The following is a 23081-nucleotide window of genomic DNA, read 5'->3' as shown; positions in this document are numbered from 1 at the left end:
CCACCTTTCTCCTATTCAGAATGAACGATCACGTGAATATGAAATTCAACGGTCACCCCCTTTACGAATTTTGAAAAAGCAGCCGCCAGCGCAGACTGCTTTTTCAAATGAATCATTTACTTCGTGGATTGAAACCATTCATTGGCTGCGGTCACCATATCGGCTCCACCTTCTGCTCTCCACTGAGCCAGGAATTGATCGTAAGCATCAATCGGCTTCGCTCCGGAAATGAATTGCAGCACATTGTCATCGAGCAGGGTCGTCAATTTCAGCAGGTTTTTGGATACAGCTTCAATTGGCGGTGCCGTTGACATCGGATCTACAACGATGATGCCTTCGGCATTTTTCTGGAAAGCTTCGAAATGCGCTTGCAGAATCGGATCCTTACGAACTCGTGCCTGCCAGTAGATTGGGTACTTCTCTTCGTCTACCCCTGTCAAGAAGCTGCTCGCATTATTCAATTCATCATTGAAGATCGGCAGAATCGGATAGTACTTTCCGTCCTTCACTTCATGATGGACGCCTTCTTTACCCAGCGCGATGCCTTTGAATGTCTCCGGCTCCAACTTCGCGTTCAGGAATTCCATGGCGGCTTCCTTGTTCTTCGAGGATTTCAGAATGGCTACATACCAAGTGGTGTTCGCTTTGGCTCCGACCACCGCTTTGCCGTCCTTGCCTTTCAGATAAGGAATAATGGACGTTTTGGCTTCCGGGAAGTTTTTCTCCAGCGCAGCAATCGTTGTTCCCGCATTCCACCAAGCCAGCTTATACATGGCCGCATTGCCGCCCGAGAATTTCTCGATGGACTTCTGTGCGGTATTGATCGGCGTTTCGGTGTCCAGTAGGCCTTCTTTATACAGTTTGTTCATAAAGGTAATGTATTCTTTCATCTCCGGCTGCTCGGCACGATGCAACAGCTTGCCATCGACCTCTTTCCAATCCGTCAAAATGCCGAATGTCGTGGCAATGTCTCCGTACAGGGAATCCTTGCTCATGGTGAGCGGAATTACCTTTTTCTTCTCTTTGATCGTTTTGAGCACATTGTAAAGCTCATCGGCAGTCGTAGGCATGGACAGTCCCAATTCGTCCATCCAATCCTGTCTTACCACAAGTTCCTCCCCGATGCTTACGCCAGCTCCGGTCTCGGGAATGCCGTAAATCTTCCCGTCGATGGTGGCACTGCCGAAGGATTCCTGCTTAATGGATTGCTTAATATAGTTGCCGTGGGATTCCAACAGCTCATCAAGCGGCTCGAGCGCTCCCGCAGAGGCCAGATTGTAGAACTGCGCTGCATTCAATTTCACAAAATCATAGTTATCTTTGCTGGATACGAGCAGGTTCAGCTTCTCATCCGCGTTCTCGGCCGGCAGCAGTTCGTATTCCACATTAAATCCGGTTCTTTCCTGGATGTACTTGGCCACATATTCAGTCTTCGGATCAAACAATCCATATTGCATGATCATGCGCAGACCCGGTTTTTCGGCCGTAGTCCCACCGTTCCCCTCGTCTTTTGGCGTGGTTGCCGGTGTATCCGTCGGCTGAGCGGCCGGCGTGTCCGTTGTGCCGCCTCCCCCGCCGCCGCATCCGGACAGCGCCAGCGTGAATCCGAGAATCCCGGCCAGTACCGCGGATTTTTTAATCTTGATCATGGATAACCCTCCTTGTGATTGAGAAATTCAATGAATTCTGCCATCTGACAATACGAAGCGCATCACCACCTTTATGAAGTAAGCTCTGATGAATCTAGCCTTTAACCGAACCTACCAGCACGCCTTTAACAAAATACTTTTGCAGGAATGGATACACCAGCAAAATCGGGATCGTTGCCAGCAGGATCGAGGAAGCTTGTATGGACTGAGGTGTTGCATTAATCGCGGCGTCGACATTATCCTTCAGGAAGTCCCCGCTGGACGAAACCAGCAGCTCCTTCAGGTACAGCTGCATCGGCTTGATCGCCGGATCGGTAATGTAGATCATCGCCGCAAAATAGTCATTCCAGAAAGCAACCGCAAAGAACAATCCGATCGTTGCCATAACGGGAAGCGAGAGCGGTACAATGACCGAGACCAGGATGCGGATATTCCCCGCGCCATCCAGCTTTGCGGACTCCTCCAGCTCATCCGGAAGCCCCTCGAAATAGTTTTTAATGATGAGCATGTTGTACACGTTCACCATCGCCGGCAGGAATAACACCGGGAAGGAGTTCACCAGATTCAAATTTTGCATGAGCAGGTACGTCGGAATCAGTCCGCCGCTGAAGAGCATCGTAAATACGAAGATCAACAGCAGCCCTTTCCGTCCCCGCAGCCGGTATTTGGACAACGGATAAGCTGTCAGGGTGGTCAAAAACAAGCTGCAAGCTGTTCCGATGATCGTCAGAAAAATGGATACCTTGAGCGAATTCAAGAACATGGAATCCTGCAGCACGTACTTGTACGTTTCGAATTGAACCCCGACCGGGAGCAGCCCAACCTGACCCGATATGACGGCTCCCTCGCTGCTCAAGGATTTCGCGATCAGGTTCATGAAAGGCAGCAGGGTCGTTAAGCCCATCATGATGAAGAACGTATAATTGAATACCGAGAAGCATTTCTCCGAAAACGACGTTTGGATGACACCTCGGGTGGTGTTTGTTCCTTCCAAAGCTTTTTTGTGATCCATTTGCGCCACCCTTTCTTTACCAGATCCCGCGCTGTAAGTATTTTCTGCTCATGGCATTGCCCATGATGACCAATGTGAAGGATATAACGGCTTCGAACAAGCCAACCGCGGTCGAGAAGCTGTAATCCTGGTTCCCGAGACCCTGCCGGTATACATAGGTTCCAATGACATCCGATACCTGGTACACCACCGGATTGTACATGACGAGAATCTGTTCCGTTCCCGCTTCCAGCACGTTTCCGAGCCGCAGGATAAACATCAGGACAATAATCGGGGCAATCCCCGGGAGCGTAATGTGCCACAGCTGCTTCCATCGTCCGGCCCCGTCGATCTTCGCGGCTTCATACAGCATCGGGTCGATCATTGTAAACGCTGCCAAGTATACGATGGTGCTCCAGCCCGTTTCCTTCCAGCCTGCCGAGGTGATCAGCACGCCTCGGAACACGCTGTTATCCAGGAAAAACGCAATCTGCTCCATCCCTAGGGATACCAAAACTTTATTGACGATTCCTCCGTTCGTTGAGAGGATATCGATAAACAATCCGCCGACGATGACCCAGGACAAGAAATGCGGAAGATAGATGACGGTTTGCACCGTGCGCTTAAATACCATATTCCTCAGCTCATTGAGCATCAGGGCGATAATGATGGGGAGCGGGAACAAGATCACGATTTTCAGGAAGCTGATGATGATCGTATTTTTGAATACCTGAGCAAAGTCCGGCGACGTGAACAGCTTCTCGAAATGCTTCCATCCCACCCACGGGCTGTCGGCAAATCCGGTGAATATGTTGAAATCCTTAAATGCAATCGTTATGCCGTACATCGGCGTGTACTTGAACAGCAAAATGAACAAGATGCCCGGTACGAGCAGCAAATAAAGATCCCACTCTTTCCAAATGTCCGACCCTAAACGGCCCCAGTACCCTCGTTTTTTCTTCATCTCTCTATACGGTGCCGGCGATGGTTCTATCGTGGGTTTCATCGACTCGTCTCCCCCTTTCTATTGATTCAATCTCCTTGGTTACTACAAATTGTAATTCCCGGCGCAGGGACTGAGTAGGCGAGGATCATTACTATTTATGGTAATATGATGTTGTGTTGGGGCATGGACGTCAGTAATTGTGCCATGAGGCTGCGGTGGGTGTTTCATGGGGTGTTAAGTTGTGATGATCGGCTAAGCGTTGCCAACCGAAATTCACAACCGAGATTCAAACCATTTGCTTTCAAAACACTAGGACCATTTGAACCCCTAGCCCCCATTTGAATCTTCATCGAAAAAAGAAGATTTGTTCATCACTCCGCATGCGGATTGTTCTTCCGATCCCTGTTACCCCCAGATTTCTTCTGAATGAATAAAACCATGTTGAAATCCGGGAATAAAGGGGACCGCTGCCGCTTCTCCAGAACAATTCCGCCTGCTCCGTTGAAGCTTGCTCAAGAATGAAGTTGGCATTTCGAAGCACACGGCTTTGCCGTGCTTCATCGCCAAGCAAGGCCCATGCTGCTCCGCTCCGAGCTTGGCCTACCTAGCCTCAACCATGTTGCGCGGGTGATTACTTCCGCCCAGCCGATGGTTAAGGCTGGGAGTAAAAGCAAACAAGCCGTTCGGGATGTATGCCCCGAACGGCTCGTTTGCTTTGTTTATGTAAACTGCGCATGCTCTGCTGCGCTGCGTTTCCCCCTCCTCCAAAACCAAGGGGGGAGGCTTTTTGGGTGGACCCTCGCGGACTAGCGGAGAGGGCGTATCGATTCCGGAAAAGCGTTAGCGGTCGGCTGAAAGTTTTCCACCGGAAAACTCGCATCGAAAGCATAGGCTGGAGCCGAAAATCTTCCGCTGTAATCATAATTCCAGGAAATTCGACGACAACAGCGATTGGAGGAACGATACGACCGCGGAGCGGACTCTCACACCTCTACTTCCCCCAACCAAGGGGAGTGGCTTTGGGAGTGGTTTGAACCCACGCGACCCAGCGGAGAGAGCGTATCGGTTTCCGAAAAAGCGTAGCGGTCGGCTGAAAATTTCCACCGGAAAACTCGCATCGAATGCATAGGCTGGAGCCGAAATTCTTCAGCTGCAATCATAATTCCAGGAATTTCGGCGACAACAGCGATTGGAGGAACGATACGACCGTGGAGCGACAAAGAGCGAAGGAGTTTTACGCCCCTACACCTCCCAGCCGATCCCCATCAATTACCCCTTAAACTCCCCCGGATTCACCCCCCAATACTTCCGAAACACCTTGGTGAAATAACTGACATCGCGGTACCCGACCAGCCGGGCGGCATCGTACACCTTAAGTCCTTCCTGCAGCAGCGACTTGGCACGCTCCATTTTGCGTTCCAGCACATAGGTCGAGAAGACAACCCCCATTTCCTGCTTGAACAGCCGGCTAAGATAGGAAGAATTGACATAAAGCCGGTCCGCCACCGTATGCAGCGTAATTTCCTGATCCATTTCCTCTTCAAGCAGGTTCAGAATATCTTTCACCACCTGATTGCTCGTCGTTTTCCGCTGCTCGCTCATAAAGGAGACGATATGCTTCACCGTGCGCTCCAAGAGCGACCAGGTTTGCATTTTGGTGCTCAGCAGCTTGACGTTATGAAAATATTCGATATCCTCGCCGACGACTTTTTTTACCGTCCAGCCCTGTTTCTGGATCATCCGGGTAAAGAAGCTGTTCATGTACAGAACCGCCTCATGAAATTCGTCCGAGGATTCGGATCTGGAGAAGGCTTCTTCCCATAACCCCTTCAGCGCCTCCAGCGCTTTCGTCTCGTCGGCCGTTTCCAGCGCGATCTCCAGCGTCTTCTCCAGATTCTGCTGCACGATCACGCCCTGGATATCCCGCTGGAGCTGCTCCCGGTAAGGAATCGCAAGGTCGTGTCCATACACGACGCGCTCCTGAAGCGCCCGGCAGGCCTGCGCATACAAGAGACTCATCTCCTCGATCGTCCCGATGGATGCACAGATGCCTGCGCTTGCCGTTAACTTCAGCACTTCCCTCGTCTGAGAGAGCAGCTTGGATACATCCGCATTCAGCCGCAGCATAGCCTCCTTGGCGTCTTGGTTTTCCTCCACGATCCACACCATCAGCAGCATACTGCCGGAATCCGACGTGATCCAGAGAGAGGGATGGGACAACAGCTCCTTGGCCAGGCACTGCATCGTAAACTGCAGCAGCTCGACATCCCCCCGTTGAAACCGGGTCTCACACTCCGGCAGCGGGTCAAGGTCCACCACAGCTACCGCAATACGGTCGTCCTCCTTCAACGGAATATATAATTCCTTGCTCTTATTAAGAACATCCGGTTTTGTATATTTACCGCTGACCCATTGAATAAAAAAGAGATTTTGCAAGTGCGGAAGATTGTCCTTCCATTTCTGTTCCAACGCCGCCTTGCGCTGCCACTGCTCCAAATCCTCCCGTAGCTGCTGCCTCGCTTCAAGGACCGCTTCGAGAATATCCTCCTCGCCGGCGGGCTTCAATAAATATTTGGACACCCCGTATTCCAGCGCCAGCTGCGCAAACTCGAAGTTGTCATGTCCGCTCAGAATGATCATTTTCGTCAATCGGCTGATATCCTGCCGGCTTCGAAGCTCGCCAAGGAGCGTCAATCCATCCATTTCAGGCATCTGCACATCGATCAGCATTATATCCGGTTTCTTCCGACTTACAAGCTCAAGGGCTTCGACACCGTTGGACGCCATACCCACCACTTCAATTCCATGCTTGTCCCACGGGATATTGTAAGCCAGTGCATTACGCAGCCGGGGTTCGTCTTCCACAATCATGAGATTCATTCAGGTCCTCCCTTTCGAGCGATCTATATATGAGTACCTACTTCAGGTTAACTTCCTTGCAGCGATCCAGTGGAATGGAGATCGTGACAGTTGTGCCTTCGCCTGAGACACTGTGAACCGTGAGTTGAGCTTCCTTGCCATAATACAGCTTCATTCGGCTCAGCACGTTCCGAAGACCGAACAGATCCTTCACATGCTCTTCATCCTGAGAAGACGCCGGCACGCTTCGCGAACTCATCATCTCCAGCTCATGCTGGATATAACGCAGTCGTTCTTCCTTAATCCCCGGCCCGTTATCCTGTACGCTAATAACCACGGTCTGCCCCTTTTCGATCCTGCTGGATATGACCAGGCTCCCTCCGGAGGATTTACCCTCCATGCCATGAATGATGGCATTTTCCACCAAAGGCTGGAGCAGGAGCTTGAGGAGCGGAACATCCTTACTCTCTTTCGAAATGTGATAATCCACGGTGAAATTGTCCATGAAACGAAGCTGCTGAATTCGTAAATAGTAGTGCAGATGGGTGATGCTCTCCTCAATCGTGAACACCTGCCTGCCCTTATTTAGGCTCAGCCGAAAAAACTTCGACAGATTCATCACCATCTCGCTGATCTCATCCGCATCGTAGTTTTTGGCCGTCCAGTAAATCGAATCGAGGGTATTGTATAGAAAATGCGGGTTGATCTGGGATTGCAGAAACTTCAGCTCGGTAGTCGTTAATCGCAGCTGCTGCTCATAATGATCCTCGATCAGATGCTTCTGTACGACGGCCATCTTGTTAAACGACTGAATGAGAAAGCCGAACTCGTCCTTCCGCTTGGTATCGACATGAATATTCAGCTCCCCGCTGCTGAGCCGCTTCATCCCACGCGACAACTTCAACACAGGGGAGGCAATTCCGCTGTAAACCACCCATGAAATAATGATGGCCAGCAGGATGCTCAGCCCGATGATCGCAACCGTGAACAGGCGCAGCTGATCAGTCTCTTTGTACAGCTCGCTTTTCGGCTGAACCAGCGCGAGGCGCCATGCGGAGTAATCCGAGTCAATCGCTACGGTCATATCCTTGTCGGAAATGTTATCCTCATGCATTCTGCCTGTCTCCACCACCACTTGTCCCTTTTCGTTCAACAGGGCGATACGGCTGTTCTCGGAGGGAAGCAGCGTCTTGATGATATTTAACAGCTTGCTCTTGTTAAAGGACACCACCAGCAGATTCGACTGCCGCTCGCTGTTGTACAGGTCCATCGCACGAATCAAGGAGACGCTGTCCGTATTCGTCATCTGGCCAAAAGTGATACCCTCCGCCACTGGGGATTCCGACATCACGTAGGAAATCCCCGTTCCGTTCCTCCGGGCGGCTTCGACAAGCCATTCCCGCTGCGTCTCACCCGTCAGCTCTTTGACGCCATAATGAGTAGAGATTAACCTGCTGGACGCCGGATGATACACCGAAATTTGGGATACAAACCGGTTCACCGAAACGGAATTCAATAACTGATCCAATATATCCGAGAAATCCACGATCGAATGAGGGGAGAAGTTGGTGCTGTTTTTGTTCAACAGCTCATTCATTCCAGGATCGCTTGCAATCAGGGTGGATATCTCCTCCACGTTTTGCAGCGCCAGATCAAAATGATTCATCGCTGACGAAAGCGCCATCTCCGTCCGCTCGACCGCCTGTTCATACAGAATATCCCGGGACCGTTCCACCGCAAACAGGCTGATGATGACCAGCGGCAGCAGGATCAGCAGAAAATAACCGGTTAAGCGGGTTTGAATATTTTGCGAAAACCGATCCCGTACCCAGCGAATCAACGCCATCATTCGAGTCCCCCCTCCTTTGGCGGCCGACATCATTGTTTGGAGTACCATTCATTCACTTCCTTCGTGATTTCATCTCCTCCTTCTTCCTTCCACCTCTTCACATAGTCATCGAAGGCATCCAGCGGTTCCAGCCCCATAATGATCTTCGTAAACACGTCCTCCAGATTTTTAAGCTTATTGCTGTACTTCGTCATGGCAGGTGTGGGAACACCATAGAATGCATTCGGGGTTATATGCGAATGAATCATCTGCAAGTTGTTGTATAGGTTGAAATCGCCTAGTGAGTCAAGCCGCTCCTTAAACAGCATTTGGTCCGGCACATCAACAAGCGACTGATAAATTCCACGGTACAAATGCTTGTCGTGAAGCGCAAAATCCGTCACGATCGCCCCGTCCTCCCAACGCCAGATTTCGTTCTCGAAGCCGAGCTTCAGCGTCTTATAGTCACTGGCAATAAAGTCCAGAAACTTAATCACTTCGGCTGCTTTCACCGATTCGGCGGGAATGACATTGTAGCCGCGGATAATATCCTTGCCCTCTACCCCTTTGAGTCCGTCCGGTCCCGTGGGATACGGTAGCGGAATCCACTTTGCCTCCGGATCCTTGCTCATATTGGCCGCAATCGGTCCCCGCGTGTCGTACCAAGCTGCGGAGAAGAGGCCCACCGTGCCATTTTCTATTTTTTCGAACAGATTATTTTGCAGGTTAAGAGGAAATTCCCGATCAAGCAGATTCTCCTGATACAGCTTGGCAAAAAACGCGAGGGTCTCCTTTGTTTCAGGCAGAATACTTCCGTTCACCAACTGCCCATCCCGTTCAAACCACGTATTCCGCTGCGTGCCGAAGGCGCCGAAGAACGGGGAAGACCTGCCCAACTTCGATGTCAGGGTAAGGCCGATCGTATCCTGCACGCCGTTGCCGTCCGGATCATCGAGCGTGAAGGCACGGATGACTTCGTAATATTCCTCCAGTGTTTCAGGCGGTTCCAGGCCAAGCCGATCAAGCCAATCCTTTCGGACATACATTAGCTCTGCCCCGGTCACCTCATTCAAGCTTGGCACCGCATAGATTTTACCGCCATATCGAACCCGATCCCAGACCTCCGGCGGAATTTTCTCTTTTAGATGGGGACCATGCTTGTCGATTAACTCATCCAGCGGCATAAATGCCTTTTGTTTGACATAATTGTCGAACCACACCGGTTCATACGTATGAAGCATATCCGGCAAGTTGCCGGAGGACATAATGACATCCAGCTTCTCGTTGTATACCTCAGGCGGCGGAAGATTAACTCCGATTTCAAGTCCCGTGCGCTCTTCAATGTAATTCAGATACGGATTGTCATTCTCGTCCATGCCGGCAGGAAACGTCATCCCGAGACTGGAAATAACGATGCTGATGGATGCGCTCTTCGGTTGATTCTCCGGCGGATGTTCTCCCTCAGAGTCCGTCTTGTTACACCCGGCAGCAAGGAGCATCAGAAATACACAGACGGGAAGCAATAGAACGTTACCTTTAAGCAGCCTTGACACCCTTCGATTCCCATGTTGAAATAACTCATCATTACAGGCCTTGTTCATCGGCATATGTCCTCACTCCCTCAGCTAGTAAGCTAATATTACTATATAACGATTTTATGGTGAGTTAGCTCACCTTTATAATCATTCTGTAATGTTTTGCAGCTTCCTTCACCCCGGACAAAAAGAAAAGAGCCGTCCCCGGTCTTCCCAAACCAGGGTGCGGCTCTATCTATAACAAAAACATTCATCCTGACATCAAGGACCATGACGTCCCTTTTTACAGCTCGTGTTATTGTTTGGCACAACACACATGCAAGAATAAGCTCCCGCTCCAAGTGATCGGCCCGCCCAAAATAATGAGGACAGTTAGACCCATAATATTATTTCGGTTCCTCTTGTTCGCTGCCGTCTTCCAGAAGCGGAATTTCTTTACGCTGCTCTTCCGATTGCACTTGGATCACTTCGAACGTACGGCCACAGTGGGCACAAAACTTAGCGTTCATAGCGGAGCTGTTCCCACAGCCTCTGCATACCTTCTCATCCGTAAGATTGGCGATTTGAAGCAGATTTTGTTCGATTTCAAAATTCAATTGATGAATCTTGGCCACGTAGCTCTGAATACTCTCCTGATCAGGCGTCCATTTCCCAGCTTCGGTTGCAGCAAATACAACCTTGCCGATTTCCAGAAGCTGTTCATCGATGTCGCTTTTTTTACCGTTGTTTTGCAGCTTTAACCGATTGATCTCCACCAACGTTTTGGCTTTGTTTCCGGCGTCGGACACACCGGCCTTAAATTTATCAAAAAAACTCAAGTATGCTCTCCCCTCTCTATTCACCCTTTGAAGCAGAATTTATTTTTATTCCTACAAGGAGATTCTCAGAATTTTATCATGATCGGTATAGTTCACGCCAGCACCAAGGCCTCTTGCAAACACCTGAATCGGAACGTACGTCACGCCGTCGATCACTTTTGGAGCGACCGTAACGGATTCCGATTTGCCGTTGTAAAAGACGGTTTTGCTGCCAATCGTAAGTGTTATTTTATGTTTGCCTCTTTGCACGCCAATGCTGGCCGCTTCGCGATTCCAGGTAACCTCAGCTCCCATTCCTTCAGCGATTTCCCGCAGCGGCACCAAATTGACGTTGTTATACACCAACGGCTCACTGCCAAACTTCACCACGCTGCCGTTCACGAAAACTTTAAGACCCGACTTGGCATAAGCAGGCGCTGCCGGCTTCGGCGCAGCGGATTTTGTCGTACTGTTCTTCGATGATTTGGCTTTAGGCGTCGATGAAGGCGATGTGCTGCCTGAAGAGCTCCTTCCGCCGTTATGATAATGATACTCGCCATAAGACAGACCCCAGCGTTCGCAATTGGTACGGCAGGTATGCCCGCCATTGGCATCCGTTCTTCCCGGATGAGCAGAAACAACCGAACCGGACACAAGCAATAAAGCGATGGTGCAGCACAGCATTTTTTTCTTCATAACTAACATTACCCCCTGGTATAATATTCCTCCACTACATTCTAGCATATTTCTTATATAGCAGATGGATATATAGAGGGCTACATAATATAAAAGAAAGACTATTGCATGCTGATGATCGCTTGCCTTGTTTCATTCTCAACCCCCGCGTTTATTCGTTACATATAACAGATCCTTTTGTGCCAAAATATTGCCAGAAAGGAATGAGACCCTGATGAATAAAAAGAAACCTGAATATGATGGACAGTTCCCCGGCGTTGACCCTATTCCCGAGCCCGATCGTCCGGATCAAGCCGCAACCGACAAACTCGACGATCTGGTCCTTGGCGTTTTGGAAGACAAAGATGAATCGAAAATCGATATCGATCCCGATACGGAAAATTACGATAAACTTCGTAAAAAGTAAGACAAGTCCCGTTTCAATATAATGTAAAAAATATAATCAATCTGTTAAAGTGTTCAAAAATAATTTATCGTTCTCGTTTTGAGAACGATTATTTTTATGTTATGATTAACATAGAAGCTTGGGACGAAGGGAGGAGTAACCGTGAACTGTTTCTTAAAAACAGCAAGAATTCTTTGGATGCTGGTACTTGTTCTGGTTACGGCATTTGCCCTTTACATTCCCGTCCAGGAGTACTACAGCAGCGAAGCCCATGATGAGCGGTATGTATACAAGCACGACCATCATCTCAAAGCGGCTGTTCTGAAACACTCTCACATTCTCTCCAAACTTAAGGCAGCCGGCAATGCCTTGCCGCTGTTCTTATTGATGTCGGCCGTTCTCATGCTGCAGGCTCCCAAAACACGTCTGCCTTATCGGCCGATCATTCCGCTTCGACTCCGGCTTTTATTATTATTCCCCATTAAATACACATCGAAGTTCGTTTAGTATCCTCCCCTTTTTCGCTTTCAAACTGACTGCGGTTTCTTAAATTCGCCCAATTTCTCATTTCTCAGGCAACCCTACGATCAACCTGTGATGATTTACGTATGCACATAGGTTTATTAAAGACTGTACAATTTCATCCTGAATGGATTGTTGTATTTGGCTGCGTATATTTTGAGATCCGTGTGACCGGTCTGCAAAAAACTAAAAAGTGTATTTTTAGGAGGATTTTAACCTATGCATGTTCGCGAAACAGATTTGCCCGGAATTGGTAAGAAGTTCGTAATTGATACCCGCGGTGGTGATAAACTGGTCATTATCATCCACGATGACGGCCGCCGTGAAATGTACCATTATGAGCATGACGATCCGGACGAAAGCATCTCCATGATTTCCCTGGATGATGATGAGGCTCGCCAAATTGCCGCCATCGTTGGCGGTCTCACTTATAAACCTAAAGCGCTGGAAACGATCGACATCGCGCTGGACGAATTGATTATCGAATGGTATCGCATCGAGCCCCATTATTACGGGGCAGGCAAATCGATTGGTGATTTGGGCGTACGTCAAGCCTCTGGTGCAACCATCATTGCCACAGTTGATAAAAACAGTAAACAAATCAATCCCGGACCTGACGTTATTATTACGCCGGACTCGACTCTCGTTGTCGTCGGTGAACGTCAACAACAGCGGCTATTTAAACAAATCTTGATGAACGGACGTGGTTGATGAATGGATCATTTGGTTTTAGAAGTTGGACTGGCGATTTTCCTGATCGCCCTGGCGGGGTTGTTATCAGCTAAACTCCGGTTTTCCGTCGTCCCTTTCTACATTCTGGTAGGGATGGCGGTAGGGCCTCATGCTTTTCATTTTGGATCATTCGATTTTCGTTTTATAGAAAGCGCCCCGTTCATCGACTTTATGGGTCGCATCGGCGTACTGTTCCTTCTGTTCTATCTTGGCCTTGAATTCTCGGTCGGCCGGTTAATCAAATCAGGGAAGTCCATCGTTGTCGGCGGCAGCATCTATATTGCCATTAACTTTACGCTTGGACTGATGATCGGGATCTTTTCCGGATTCCCCGTGGCGGAGACACTCATTGTAGCGGGAATAACCACCATCTCCTCAAGCGCGATCGTAGCGAAGGTGCTGGTTGACCTGAAAAGAACGGCGAATCCCGAAACCGAGATGATTCTTGGTATTATCATGTTCGAGGATGTTTTCCTGGCTGTCTATATCTCTATTCTTTCCGGACTCGTATTGAGCGGATCATCATCGCTGGGCGGAGTACTGATATCTGCGGTGATCGCCCTCGGATTTATGCTGCTTGTCCTTATTCTTGGCCGTAAAGCCGTACCACTTCTGAATAAAGCATTAAATATACGGTCGAACGAATTGTTTGCCTTGGTTGTTTTTGGCGCGTTGTTCCTGCTCGCAGGATTCGCCGAGACGATTCATGTCGCCGAGGCCATCGGCGCTCTTCTCGTCGGGCTTGTCCTGGCTGAGACAGAGCATCGTGAACGCATTGAGCATTTGATATTACCATTCCGTGATTTCTTTGGAGCCATATTCTTCTTTAGCTTCGGTTTAACGATTGTACCTTCCGAGCTTGGCGGAGCTGTGTGGTTATCGCTGATCGCCGTGATCATCACGCTCCTTGGAAACTTTATTGCAGGCATGCTTGCAGGACGCAGTGCGGGATTGTCCTCCAAAGCATCCTCCAATATCGGTCTGACCATCGTATCTCGCGGAGAATTCTCCATTATTCTCGCGAATATGGGTAAAGCGGGCGGACTTGCAACCTTCATTCAGCCGTTTGCAGCCCTGTATGTGCTGATACTGGCGATACTCGGACCGCTGCTCACCAAGGAGTCCAAGCATGTGTATAACTTCTTGAACAAAATCATTAAATTTAAAGACTATAAGGAGAAGAAACCGGTTAAACCGAAGCTAAAGGATGAAAGTGCTAGCGGATAAAGGAGGGTACATTGCCTATGGTTCAAGCCCCGGTTCGGGTAACGAACGGTCCGCAAAAGGCCGTAAAAAAGGCAAGTACACGAAGAAGAATGAGCATGGCTGCCATCGGAGGACTGATAGCGGCATTCGGTTTAGATTTATTTCTTGTTCCCAGCGGCATCATCGCGGGCGGCGTAACGGGAATTTCTGCGCTCGCTTCGCATCTGACGGGACTTCATACCGGCATGTTTCTGTTTGCATTAAACCTGCCTCTGCTCCTGCTGGTCTACCATAGGTCCAACCGGGAAAAAGCCGTCATTGCCACCGTCGGGCTGCTTACTTTTTCCGTATGCTCGATCCTGTTTTTTCCGGTTCCCGCTCTCATTGACAGCAAGATCGGGAGCGCAGGCATCGGCGGCATTATCCTTGGGCTGGGCATCGGTCTCGGCCTTCGTTACGGCGTCGTCCTGGACACACTCCAAATGCCCAAGATGCCGCAGCAGATATCACATCTGCTGACCCGTTTAAAGCTGCCGTACGTCCATATCATGGTCAATACACTCGTGCTGTCATTGGCCGGACTGCTGCTCGGCTGGGAACGAGCGATGTACTCTGCGATCGCCTGCCTGATGGCGCTGGAGACCGGACGTATTACGACTTCAAGCCTTCCGCTTAAACGCGAGGTCCGGATTCGAAGCGTGAGCGAAGCGGAAATCAGACACAGCATAAAATCCATCATGGGATATGATTCCCAAGCTGCTAACACGAAAGATGACGCTATGCATGATGGCAACACCATCGGTTCGACGCAGCTGGTCTATCGGGTTCACATTCTGGAGATGCCCAGGTTCAAATCCATTGTGAGAAGCCTGGATCCGAATGCCGAGATTACCATCATCCAGAAGTAAGTTTCTCTCTAACATGTAAATGAACTGCACCCCAATTGTTAGACACATCTAACAGTTGGAGGTGCAGTTTTTTTATGACTAAATTTACGAAGGATAGCAAATTGGCATTAATTCAAGGGTATGACTCCGATCTTCTATCTCAGACCGAATACGCAAATCAAATGGGCGTTACCAAGTCTCAATTCAATATTGGTTGAAGCTCTATGAGATGCATGGTGAGCCTGCCTTTACTAACGGCTATACAAATTATCCGGTAAGCTTTAAACTGGACGTACTCAATCATATGGCTCAATCAGACGCTTCTCTCATGGATACCGCTGCTTTGTTTAAGTTTCCGGACTTCTCCATGGTATTCCTGGCAGAGAAAGATGGAGTCAGGCGGTTTAGAAGCCTTGAGCCAAAAAAGAAAGGGCGTCCATCCATGAAGAAAAATTCCAATTCGTCTACCGAACGATCCGTAGTTCAAGGGTCTGTCGAAGCACTCGAAGAACGTATCAAACAGCTTGAAATGGAAAATGAGTATCTAAAAAAGTTGAATGCCTTAGTTCGAAACAAGGAAAAATCACCAAACAAGACAAAGCACAAACCGTCTGGCAACTAAGGCATAAATATCCGGTGAAGGCACTCGTACAGCTGGCTGGTATCCCGCGCAGCACCTATTACAACCTTATAAAGCGTATGAACCAACCAGATCCGAATGCCGAGTTGGGGGCTGAAATCCAGTCCATTTACGTGGAACATGATGGACGTTACGGATATCGCCGTATTCGTGATGAACTGGCAGTCTGTGGGTGGAAAGTTAACCACAAAAAGGTTCAGAGACTCATGAAGAAGATGGGCCTTCAATGCCTGGTTCGCATGAAAAAGTATAAGTCATATAAAGGGACCGTCGGCAAGATTGCACCGAATCATCTGGACCGCCAGTTCACGGCTGGGGCGCCAAATGAGAAATGGGTGACGGACATTACGGAGTTTAAGTTATTTGGAGAAAAGCTGTATCTATCGCCCATTTTGGACTTATTCAACGGGGAAATTATCACCTATACCCTGGGTTCACGACCAACCTATTCTCTGGTATCCGAGATGCTGGATGCAGGACTGAAGCGTCTGCCAGAAGAACACCAACTTCTCCTTCATTCAGATCAAGGATGGCATTACCAAATGAAGCCGTATCGCCATGCGCTTAAGTCGAGTGGCATTCTCCAAAGCATGTCACGAAAAGAGAATTGTTACGACAATGCCGTCATAGAGAATTTCTTCGGCATTCTCAAGTCGGAATTTCTGTACTACAAAGAGTTTGAAAGTGTGGAACATTTTAAGGAAGAACTGAAAAAGTATGTTGAATACTACAATACCAAACGGTTAAAGGCAAAATTAAAAATGAGTCCGGTACAGTACCGAACTCATTTTGAGAAAGCTGCCTAATGAAATAACCGCGTCTAACTTTTGGGGGTCACTTCAGCCTGTTTTTTTAAGATATCAGGAGTATAAACTCCGAAGCTTAGGCCTTCCTGATATCACAAGAAAAACATCCCTAAGACGTTTTTCTTATGATATCCCTGCTATTTACGAAACTGCTGGATCAGAAACAGAATCAACGAGCCCACCACGCTGATGACGAGGCAGGTTACAATCGGGAAATAAATTTTGACATGGGGTTTATCCACCACGATGTCACCTGGCAGCCGGCCGACAAATCGTCCAATGACAGGCCACAGCAGCCCGATCACAATTAGAGCGCCACCTATCCATAATAGAGCCCGAGTTACAGGATGCAAGGGTACGGTCACCTCATTCATCAAATCAAACACATAAGCACGCAGGTTTCCTTGTATCATAACGGATTTGGGGTGCCGCCTGCAAGGTCGGGTCCTTCCTGTCAATCAAGCGATCATCCTTTCACTGCCCCAGCCGTCATTCCGTCGATAAAATACTTCTGGAAGGCCATGAATAAAATAAAGATCGGGATGATCGAGAAAAAGGAGCCGACAATTAATAAATCATAGTTGTTCCCGTAAGGGGTCAAGAGCGTCTTCAATCCGATCGGAAGGGTATACTTGCTATCGTCGCTGAGCACCATGAACGGCCATAGAAAGTTGTTCCAGCTGTTCATGCCGTTCAGAATCGCCATAGCAGCGAAGGATGGCTTCATCACAGGCAGGATCAGCCGCATATAGATTCCGTATTCGGTCGCGCCGTCCACCCGCCCTGCCGCAATCATTTCTTTTGGAACCCCTCTTAAATACTGCCTGAAGAAGAAAATCGTGGCCGCGCTCGCGATCCCCGGCAGGACTATCGCCGAATATGAATTCATTAGGCCCAGGTTGTACGTCAGGGAGTATAGCGGAAGAAGAAGAATTTCAAAAGGAACCATCATAATCAGAAGCACGCAGATAAACAAGAAGTTCTTGCCGATGAAATCGTAGGCTGCAAACCCGTAGGCAACGGTTGCACTGACCAGCAGGGTTAACGTAACCTGCACCACCGTAAGGAGCAAGGAGTTAAAAAACCACATGAAGTAGGAGTGATCCCCTGTAAACAGGTAGGTGAAATTGTCCAGGCTCATCACCGACAGGTCAAATTTCAGATTCAGTCCATACCGGATCAAATCCTCGCCGGGTTTAAACGAGGCAATGGTGACGGCATAGAAAGGGACCAGGATTAGAAAGCACAGTATGGAGAACAAAATGAAGAGGATTATTTTGACCAGCGTTTCTCTTCTCATCCTCAATCCTCCTTCTTGAACATGCCGGAGAGCTTCAGTTGCGTCAGGTTAATGAGCATGGTGATTGCCAGCAGCACAATCCCTACAGCGGCCGCATAACCCAGATTGTTCTTCTCAATGCCTTGACGGTACAGATAACCGACGATCGTGAGACCGATATTTTTCGGGGAGTTGTTGCCGTTCCAGAGCATCATGCTCTCGATAAACATGGCAAGCCCCGCATAAATGCTGATCGTTAACACATAAATCGTGGTCGGCTTCAACAAAGGCATCGTGATTTTGGTAAACTTCTGAAAGGCCGAAGCCCCATCGATGGATGCCGCCTCGTAATATTCGCCCGGGATGTTTTTGAGCCCAGATAAAAAATAGAGCATATTCACTCCCGTCCACCGCCATGTGGCAAGAGCCACCAGAGCAATAAAACCGGTAACCTGTCCCTTCAGAAACTTCACCGGGTCGATCCCGAACCACCCCAGTATACTGTTAATGAGCGACCCTTCCATCTCGCCGAACATCAGCCGAAAAATGGTGCCTGCTACAACAACCGACGTCAGTGCCGGGAAGAAAAAGGATGACTTAAAAAACTCTCTTCCCCACATAAACTTATTGTTGATCAGCACAGCAAACAGCATGGGGAACGGAATCAGGATAAGGAGCGTCAGGATCATGTATATCGCGCTGTTCGTCACCGCCTTCAGAAAGACGCCGTCCCCCATCAGCTTCCCGTAGTTAGCCAAGCCGATCCAATCCGCCTCCTGCCCGAGCTGCGTCTTCTGAAAGCTCATGCTAAACGAGCTGCCCAGCGGAAACACCCAGAATATGAGGAATACCAGAATAAAGGGCAGGACAAACACGTAAGGAGCAACCTTTTGCGAGTACAGAAATTTTTTAATCATGATTCTACTCCTTTAATGAGAGCCGCTCACCGACGAATCCATGAGCAGCTCTTCGTTTTAGTACCGTATGAGCGAGTGTCATTTCAATTCCTGTTCAATTTGCTTTTGGGCATCATTCAGTGCTTCGGTAATGTCCTTGCCATCCTCAAAAATCTCGTTGAAGGTCGTGGTGCACAGGACGTTGTTGATGGTAGGCGATGCGGAGGTCGATTTGATTAACCGGATTTCATCCCGGATCTCATTCAACACATCAAACGGGTTATTGACAAAATATTTCACGAACTGATTCTCGGCATTGTGCGTAACATCCTTCATGTCCCAAACGTCCATATTAACCGGATCGAATCCAAGCGTGTTCCAGATCTCTTTATTGGCATCCAGGGACAGCTTGGCGAATGCCAGAAAGTCTTTCGCCAGCTGTACGTCTTTTGCGGTCTTGGTAACGACCGTGCCGGTGCCGCCGCCGCCAACCGATCTTGGCATTCCTTCTTCAATGACCGGAATCGGCGCGATGGCTATTTTCCCGGACAAGTCGGACATGTAGTTGGTGTATCTGGACATTTGCCACAGCGGCATAAAGGCCGTAGCGTAATTTCCTGCATTAAACTCCCCATAGGCTTCCTCGGTATCGGGCTGGCCGCCGGCAATGGTCGCTATGACATTGTTATCCTGCAAGTCCTTGAGCAGCGTCATGGCCTTCACCATCGCTTCCGAGTTCACGATCGGATTGCCGGAATCGTCCGTCAGATCCGCGCCTTGCTGCGCCAATAGCATGGAAGCTTGCCAGGCTGCGCTTGTATCGGCTGTTCCCATGTACTTGCCCGTTTTTTCATACACCTGGATACCCGCCTGCTTGAAATCCTCCCAAGTTACGATATCCTCAAAGTTGACCCCGGCCTCCTCCAAAATCTCGGTATTATAGAAGGCTACGGATGCGCCAACATGGGTCGGGATGCCGTAGTTAACATCTTCCTTGCTGTATAAGTCAATTCGGGATTTGACGATGGTATCCCGGTATGGATCAATCACGTCATTGAGCGGTTCCAGCTGCGGCGTACCGGACAGGAAATCTGGAAACTTCCCAAGCTCGATATCCGCAATGTCGGGTGCCCCTGTCCCCGATTGAACCGCAATAGACAATTTGTTATGCATGTCGTCATACGGCATGACCGTCACGTTCAGCTTGATTTGGCGTTCGGGATTCTCAGCGTTCCATTTACCCAGCATTTTCTCGAAATGCTGTCCATGCAGCTCAACAAACGTCCAATAAGACAACTCCGTAGCGCTTTCCCCTGCCCCGCCATCCAGAACCGAGGTTTCGCCGCCGGCATTGTTCGATTTACCGCACCCCCACAGAAACAGCGTCAAACATAACACCATGAATACAACCATCCATTTTTTCATCATCCTACTGGACCTCCCTTAATGTTCGTTCATACAAACCTACACTTCAAAAATCGTACTTCTGCTCTCCTCCAGAAATAAAGCGCTTTCATAATGTGTGTAATTTGATATGAGTAGTTGGGAGATGGGGCAGCCCATGATTCAACTGCCCCGTGAATTTCCTTAAGCTTTTTTCAAGCGAATAACGTTCCATGATGCTTTGCCAAGCCTTGTGGTAACCATGCCATTATCAAGCTTAGCTCCACCCTGGTGATGAGGCTTGACTCTTTCCTCGGATGCGGTATTCACCGCTTTCAGATCCTCATGCTCCATCACGATATGCTCCAACAGCCTGTAGCCTTCAAAGCTGCGCACATCACATTCGAGCTCCAATGCTTCCTCCAGATGACGATTCACGGCAAAGATCGTAATTTCTTCATCCTCTTCGTTATGAACAACCGCGCTGTCCAAATACGGAACATCGGTAAAATCCTTGGAATCATACTTCGGTGACTCAACGATCGGCAGCAGCGATACGCCCCGGCCAAATCTGGAAGCATGCAGATACGGATAAAAAATCGTCTGCTTCCAAGAACGGCCACCGTTCTCGGTCATAATCGGCGCGATTACGTTGACGAGCTGTGCCAGGCAAGCCATCTTCACCCGGTCTGCGTGGCGCAGGAAGGTGATCAGCATGCTGCCGACAAGAATGGCATCTTCGAAATTATACACATCCTCCAGCTGCGGCGGAGCAATGCTCCATGGATCAATCTGCCTGTCGGCGTCATTGGAATGGTACCAGACATTCCACTCGTCGAAGCTGAGATACATTGTCTTTTTGCTGCGTTTCTTAGCCTTGATGTAATCGCAGGTGGATTTGACCGTATGAATAAAGTGATCCATATCCAGGGAAAGGGCCAGATAGTTGGCGGTATCGTTATCGCGGTTACCGTAATATTGATGCAGCGATATGTAATCAACCGCCTCGTACGTATGATCCAGCGTCACGGCTTCCCATTCAGGGAATGTCGGCATCCCCGTGCTCGAGCTTCCGCATGAAACCAGTTCAATGGTCGGGTCGACAAGCCGCATGGCTTTTGCCGTCTCCAGCGCAAGCCGGCCGTATTCCGTCGAGGTCTTATGTCCGATCTGCCAAGGTCCATCCATCTCGTTGCCAAGACACCAGGTCTTGATCTTGTGCGGCTGTTCATAACCATGACTGCGTCTTAGATCACTCCAATATGTGCCTCCGGGATGGTTGGTGTATTCCAGCAGATTTCTGGCGGCATCGATCCCCCGAGTACCCAGGTTCACGGCCATCATGACATCCGAACCCACTTCCTTGGCCCAGGATATAAACTCGTTCGTGCCGACATCGTTCGGCTCCAGCGTTCTCCAGGCCAGCTCCAGCCGCTTTGGCCGTTCGGCAACAGGACCTACGCCATCTTCCCAGTTATAGCCCGATACAAAATTCCCGCCGGGATATCTTATAATCGGGACATCCAGTTCCTTGATCAGTTCCTTTACGTCGTTACGAAAACCTCCTGCATCCGCGGTTTCATGGCCGGGTTCGTAAATCCCACCATATACAGCGCGGCCTAGATGTTCAATGAACGAACCATAAATACGGTTATCAACTTGCGCGATCCGAAACGACTTATCCACGATCATACGTGCTTTCAATTTCTCAGCTGCCAAGTCCTTCACCTTCCGTTAATATAATTATGAAACAATTCAAATAATATTGAATGAATTCGTTTTCAAGTATAAAATATCATATGAGAGGTCGGCTGTAAATATAGAAATATAAAATGATTTATAAAAATTAGAAATGAATTACTTTTATCCCTAAAAGATCGTTTAATCCTGCTCAAAATCACCATTTTCCCGTGTATTTCGAGTTATTATTTTCATAATAATTTCAAACAAAGTGAGTTTTAACTATTCGAATTGTTATTTTTCAATAAAAATCACGCAGAATCAGATGGCATCTTTATTTAGCGCACATATTGATTTATAATTATTTGAAATAAACAACTTTACCTATTTACCATCGTTATATAATCCTTTAATCGGAAGAAGGTTTGAGATAAGATGATCTACATTAAAGATTTAATGAGCGGGCTTGACATCTTTAAAGCGCTCAGCTCGGAAATTCGCATTCAAATTTTGGAACTGCTGGCCAAGAACCAAAGCTTGAACCTGAACGATCTCGCGAACAAGCTGAATCTCAGCAATGGCGCTATTACTATGCATATCAAGAAATTGGAAGATAGCGGCCTGATCGAAATCAATACGACTGGCGGGAAGCATGGCATTCAGAAAATCTGCTACCTGAACAAAGATACCCTCATGGTTGATCTTCGCAGCAAGGACATTGATAACTTGTACGAGGTGGAGATTCAGGTTGGCCATTACAGCGATTATCAAGCTATCCCGACCTGCGGGCTTGCGACCAAGGACAGCATTATCGGAGATTTTGACGATCCGCGTTATTTCGCCGATCCGGAGCGGATCAACTCGGAGATCATCTGGCTTACCGAAGGTTTCCTGGAATACCGGATTCCGAATTATTTGAAGTCCAACCAATCGTTCCGCGAGATCCAATTCTCTCTAGAGCTTGGCTCCGAGGCGCCGGGATATTGCGACAATTATCCGTCGGACATTTTCTTTTACGTTAACGGGATCGAGATTGGCAGCTGGACAAGTCCGGGAGATTTCGGGGACAAACGGGGTACCTTCAACCCTGAATGGTGGCCGCCGCATTTGAACCAATACGGCATGTTGAAGCTGATCCGGATTAACAAGGAAGGCAGCTTTATCGATGGATGCCGCATTTCGGATGTCGGTCTGAACCAGATTCAGCTTGATTACAAGAGCGAGCTCACCTTCAGGATCGCCGTTAACGAGCGATCTGTTAATAAACGCGGTTTAACGATTTACGGCAAGCATTTCGGCAACTACAGCCAGGACCTGTTGGCCCGCGTGCTGTATGATGTGAAGGAAGATTAAGAGGAAATACA

The 23081-nt window shown here is 48.8% G+C and carries 19 protein-coding genes and 1 pseudogene; 7 read left to right on the top strand and 13 right to left on the bottom strand.

Annotation, left to right across the window (positions count from 1 at the left end):
- Positions 1–116: 116 nt before the first annotated feature.
- The 8 genes from BJP58_RS28585 to BJP58_RS28550 form a co-directional block, all read right to left on the bottom strand.
- Positions 117–1649, bottom strand: a complete 1533-nt coding sequence (locus BJP58_RS28585; protein ID WP_194541568.1) for an extracellular solute-binding protein — start codon at positions 1647–1649, stop codon at positions 117–119.
- Positions 1650–1743: 94 nt separating this feature from the next.
- The gene (locus BJP58_RS28580) at positions 1744–2661 is read right to left on the bottom strand and encodes a carbohydrate ABC transporter permease (protein ID WP_194541567.1); all 918 of its coding nucleotides are present in this window, start codon (positions 2659–2661) and stop codon (positions 1744–1746) included.
- Positions 2662–2677: 16 nt separating this feature from the next.
- On the bottom strand, positions 2678–3646 hold the full coding sequence (locus tag BJP58_RS28575; RefSeq protein WP_194541566.1) for an ABC transporter permease: 969 nt from the start codon (positions 3644–3646) through the stop codon (positions 2678–2680).
- A 1209-nt stretch (positions 3647–4855) separates the two neighbouring features.
- Positions 4856–6466 (bottom strand): response regulator transcription factor, encoded by a 1611-nt coding sequence (locus tag BJP58_RS28570; RefSeq protein WP_194541565.1) that lies wholly within the window; start codon positions 6464–6466, stop codon positions 4856–4858.
- 37 nt (positions 6467–6503) lie between these two features.
- Positions 6504–8294 (bottom strand): sensor histidine kinase, encoded by a 1791-nt coding sequence (locus BJP58_RS28565; protein WP_194541564.1) that lies wholly within the window; start codon positions 8292–8294, stop codon positions 6504–6506.
- Positions 8295–8323: 29 nt separating this feature from the next.
- Positions 8324–9880 carry an extracellular solute-binding protein gene (locus tag BJP58_RS28560; RefSeq protein WP_194541563.1) on the bottom strand — a complete coding sequence of 519 codons (1557 nt, stop codon included), beginning with the start codon at positions 9878–9880 and terminating at the stop codon, positions 8324–8326.
- Between the two features lie 314 nt (positions 9881–10194).
- Positions 10195–10626, bottom strand: coding sequence for a zinc ribbon domain-containing protein (locus tag BJP58_RS28555; protein WP_194541562.1), 432 nt, complete (start codon positions 10624–10626; stop codon positions 10195–10197).
- A 51-nt stretch (positions 10627–10677) separates the two neighbouring features.
- Entirely contained in the window at positions 10678–11301 is a 624-nt protein-coding gene (locus BJP58_RS28550; RefSeq protein WP_194541561.1) for a copper amine oxidase N-terminal domain-containing protein, read from the bottom strand.
- Between the two features lie 214 nt (positions 11302–11515).
- Between BJP58_RS28550 and BJP58_RS28545 the strand changes: the two genes are divergently transcribed.
- The 6 genes and pseudogenes from BJP58_RS28545 to BJP58_RS28520 all read left to right on the top strand — a co-directional run bounded on the left by BJP58_RS28545 (position 11516) and on the right by BJP58_RS28520 (position 16479).
- Positions 11516–11707 (top strand): hypothetical protein, encoded by a 192-nt coding sequence (locus tag BJP58_RS28545; protein WP_071222831.1) that lies wholly within the window; start codon positions 11516–11518, stop codon positions 11705–11707.
- A gap of 141 nt (positions 11708–11848) precedes the next feature.
- On the top strand, positions 11849–12193 hold the full coding sequence (locus tag BJP58_RS28540; RefSeq protein WP_194541560.1) for a hypothetical protein: 345 nt from the start codon (positions 11849–11851) through the stop codon (positions 12191–12193).
- 234 nt (positions 12194–12427) lie between these two features.
- The gene (locus BJP58_RS28535; RefSeq protein WP_071222829.1) at positions 12428–12919 is read left to right on the top strand and encodes a cation:proton antiporter regulatory subunit; all 492 of its coding nucleotides are present in this window, start codon (positions 12428–12430) and stop codon (positions 12917–12919) included.
- Between the two features lie 3 nt (positions 12920–12922).
- A complete protein-coding gene (locus tag BJP58_RS28530) occupies positions 12923–14167 on the top strand; it encodes a cation:proton antiporter (RefSeq protein ID WP_194541559.1) in 1245 nt (414 codons plus the stop codon).
- 17 nt (positions 14168–14184) lie between these two features.
- Positions 14185–15054, top strand: a complete 870-nt coding sequence (locus BJP58_RS28525; protein WP_194545093.1) for a YitT family protein — start codon at positions 14185–14187, stop codon at positions 15052–15054.
- Between the two features lie 74 nt (positions 15055–15128).
- A pseudogene (locus tag BJP58_RS28520) lies at positions 15129–16479 on the top strand (IS3 family transposase).
- A gap of 137 nt (positions 16480–16616) precedes the next feature.
- Here the strand turns inward: BJP58_RS28520 and BJP58_RS28515 are convergent.
- From BJP58_RS28515 to arfA, 5 genes are all read right to left on the bottom strand, one after another.
- Positions 16617–16832 carry a DUF2905 domain-containing protein gene (locus BJP58_RS28515; protein ID WP_071223055.1) on the bottom strand — a complete coding sequence of 72 codons (216 nt, stop codon included), beginning with the start codon at positions 16830–16832 and terminating at the stop codon, positions 16617–16619.
- 113 nt (positions 16833–16945) lie between these two features.
- Positions 16946–17779: a carbohydrate ABC transporter permease gene (locus tag BJP58_RS28510; RefSeq protein WP_071222826.1), complete on the bottom strand. Its 834-nt coding sequence runs from the start codon at positions 17777–17779 to the stop codon at positions 16946–16948.
- A 2-nt stretch (positions 17780–17781) separates the two neighbouring features.
- Positions 17782–18675: a carbohydrate ABC transporter permease gene (locus tag BJP58_RS28505; protein WP_194541558.1), complete on the bottom strand. Its 894-nt coding sequence runs from the start codon at positions 18673–18675 to the stop codon at positions 17782–17784.
- Between the two features lie 78 nt (positions 18676–18753).
- On the bottom strand, positions 18754–20082 hold the full coding sequence (locus BJP58_RS28500) for an ABC transporter substrate-binding protein (protein WP_194541557.1): 1329 nt from the start codon (positions 20080–20082) through the stop codon (positions 18754–18756).
- A gap of 159 nt (positions 20083–20241) precedes the next feature.
- Positions 20242–21729, bottom strand: coding sequence for an arabinosylfuranosidase ArfA (gene arfA / locus BJP58_RS28495; protein ID WP_194545092.1), 1488 nt, complete (start codon positions 21727–21729; stop codon positions 20242–20244).
- A gap of 423 nt (positions 21730–22152) precedes the next feature.
- On the opposite strand from arfA, the gene BJP58_RS28490 reads away from it, so the two are divergent.
- Complete coding sequence (locus tag BJP58_RS28490) at positions 22153–23070, top strand: ArsR/SmtB family transcription factor (protein ID WP_194541556.1); 918 nt, start codon at positions 22153–22155, stop codon at positions 23068–23070.
- Positions 23071–23081 lie beyond the last annotated feature (11 nt).

This window comes from Paenibacillus sp. JZ16, assembly GCF_015326965.1.
Classification (GTDB): domain Bacteria; phylum Bacillota; class Bacilli; order Paenibacillales; family Paenibacillaceae; genus Paenibacillus_AQ.
The sequence above is the reverse complement of the archived record's forward strand: the minus strand, read 5'-3'. Positions and strand labels throughout refer to the sequence as shown.

Coding starts and splice junctions, on each gene's coding strand:
- BJP58_RS28585 (WP_194541568.1), bottom strand. CDS start 1,649: ATGATCAAGATTAAAAAATCCGCGGTACTGGCCGGGATTCTCGGATTC.
- BJP58_RS28580 (WP_194541567.1), bottom strand. CDS start 2,661: ATGGATCACAAAAAAGCTTTGGAAGGAACAAACACCACCCGAGGTGTC.
- BJP58_RS28575 (WP_194541566.1), bottom strand. CDS start 3,646: ATGAAACCCACGATAGAACCATCGCCGGCACCGTATAGAGAGATGAAG.
- BJP58_RS28570 (WP_194541565.1), bottom strand. CDS start 6,466: ATGAATCTCATGATTGTGGAAGACGAACCCCGGCTGCGTAATGCACTG.
- BJP58_RS28565 (WP_194541564.1), bottom strand. CDS start 8,294: ATGATGGCGTTGATTCGCTGGGTACGGGATCGGTTTTCGCAAAATATT.
- BJP58_RS28560 (WP_194541563.1), bottom strand. CDS start 9,880: ATGCCGATGAACAAGGCCTGTAATGATGAGTTATTTCAACATGGGAAT.
- BJP58_RS28550 (WP_194541561.1), bottom strand. CDS start 11,301: ATGAAGAAAAAAATGCTGTGCTGCACCATCGCTTTATTGCTTGTGTCC.
- BJP58_RS28545 (WP_071222831.1), top strand. CDS start 11,516: ATGAATAAAAAGAAACCTGAATATGATGGACAGTTCCCCGGCGTTGAC.
- BJP58_RS28535 (WP_071222829.1), top strand. CDS start 12,428: ATGCATGTTCGCGAAACAGATTTGCCCGGAATTGGTAAGAAGTTCGTA.
- BJP58_RS28530 (WP_194541559.1), top strand. CDS start 12,923: ATGGATCATTTGGTTTTAGAAGTTGGACTGGCGATTTTCCTGATCGCC.
- BJP58_RS28525 (WP_194545093.1), top strand. CDS start 14,185: ATGGTTCAAGCCCCGGTTCGGGTAACGAACGGTCCGCAAAAGGCCGTA.
- BJP58_RS28510 (WP_071222826.1), bottom strand. CDS start 17,779: ATGAGAAGAGAAACGCTGGTCAAAATAATCCTCTTCATTTTGTTCTCC.
- BJP58_RS28505 (WP_194541558.1), bottom strand. CDS start 18,675: ATGATTAAAAAATTTCTGTACTCGCAAAAGGTTGCTCCTTACGTGTTT.
- BJP58_RS28500 (WP_194541557.1), bottom strand. CDS start 20,082: ATGATGAAAAAATGGATGGTTGTATTCATGGTGTTATGTTTGACGCTG.
- arfA (WP_194545092.1), bottom strand. CDS start 21,729: ATGATCGTGGATAAGTCGTTTCGGATCGCGCAAGTTGATAACCGTATT.
- BJP58_RS28490 (WP_194541556.1), top strand. CDS start 22,153: ATGATCTACATTAAAGATTTAATGAGCGGGCTTGACATCTTTAAAGCG.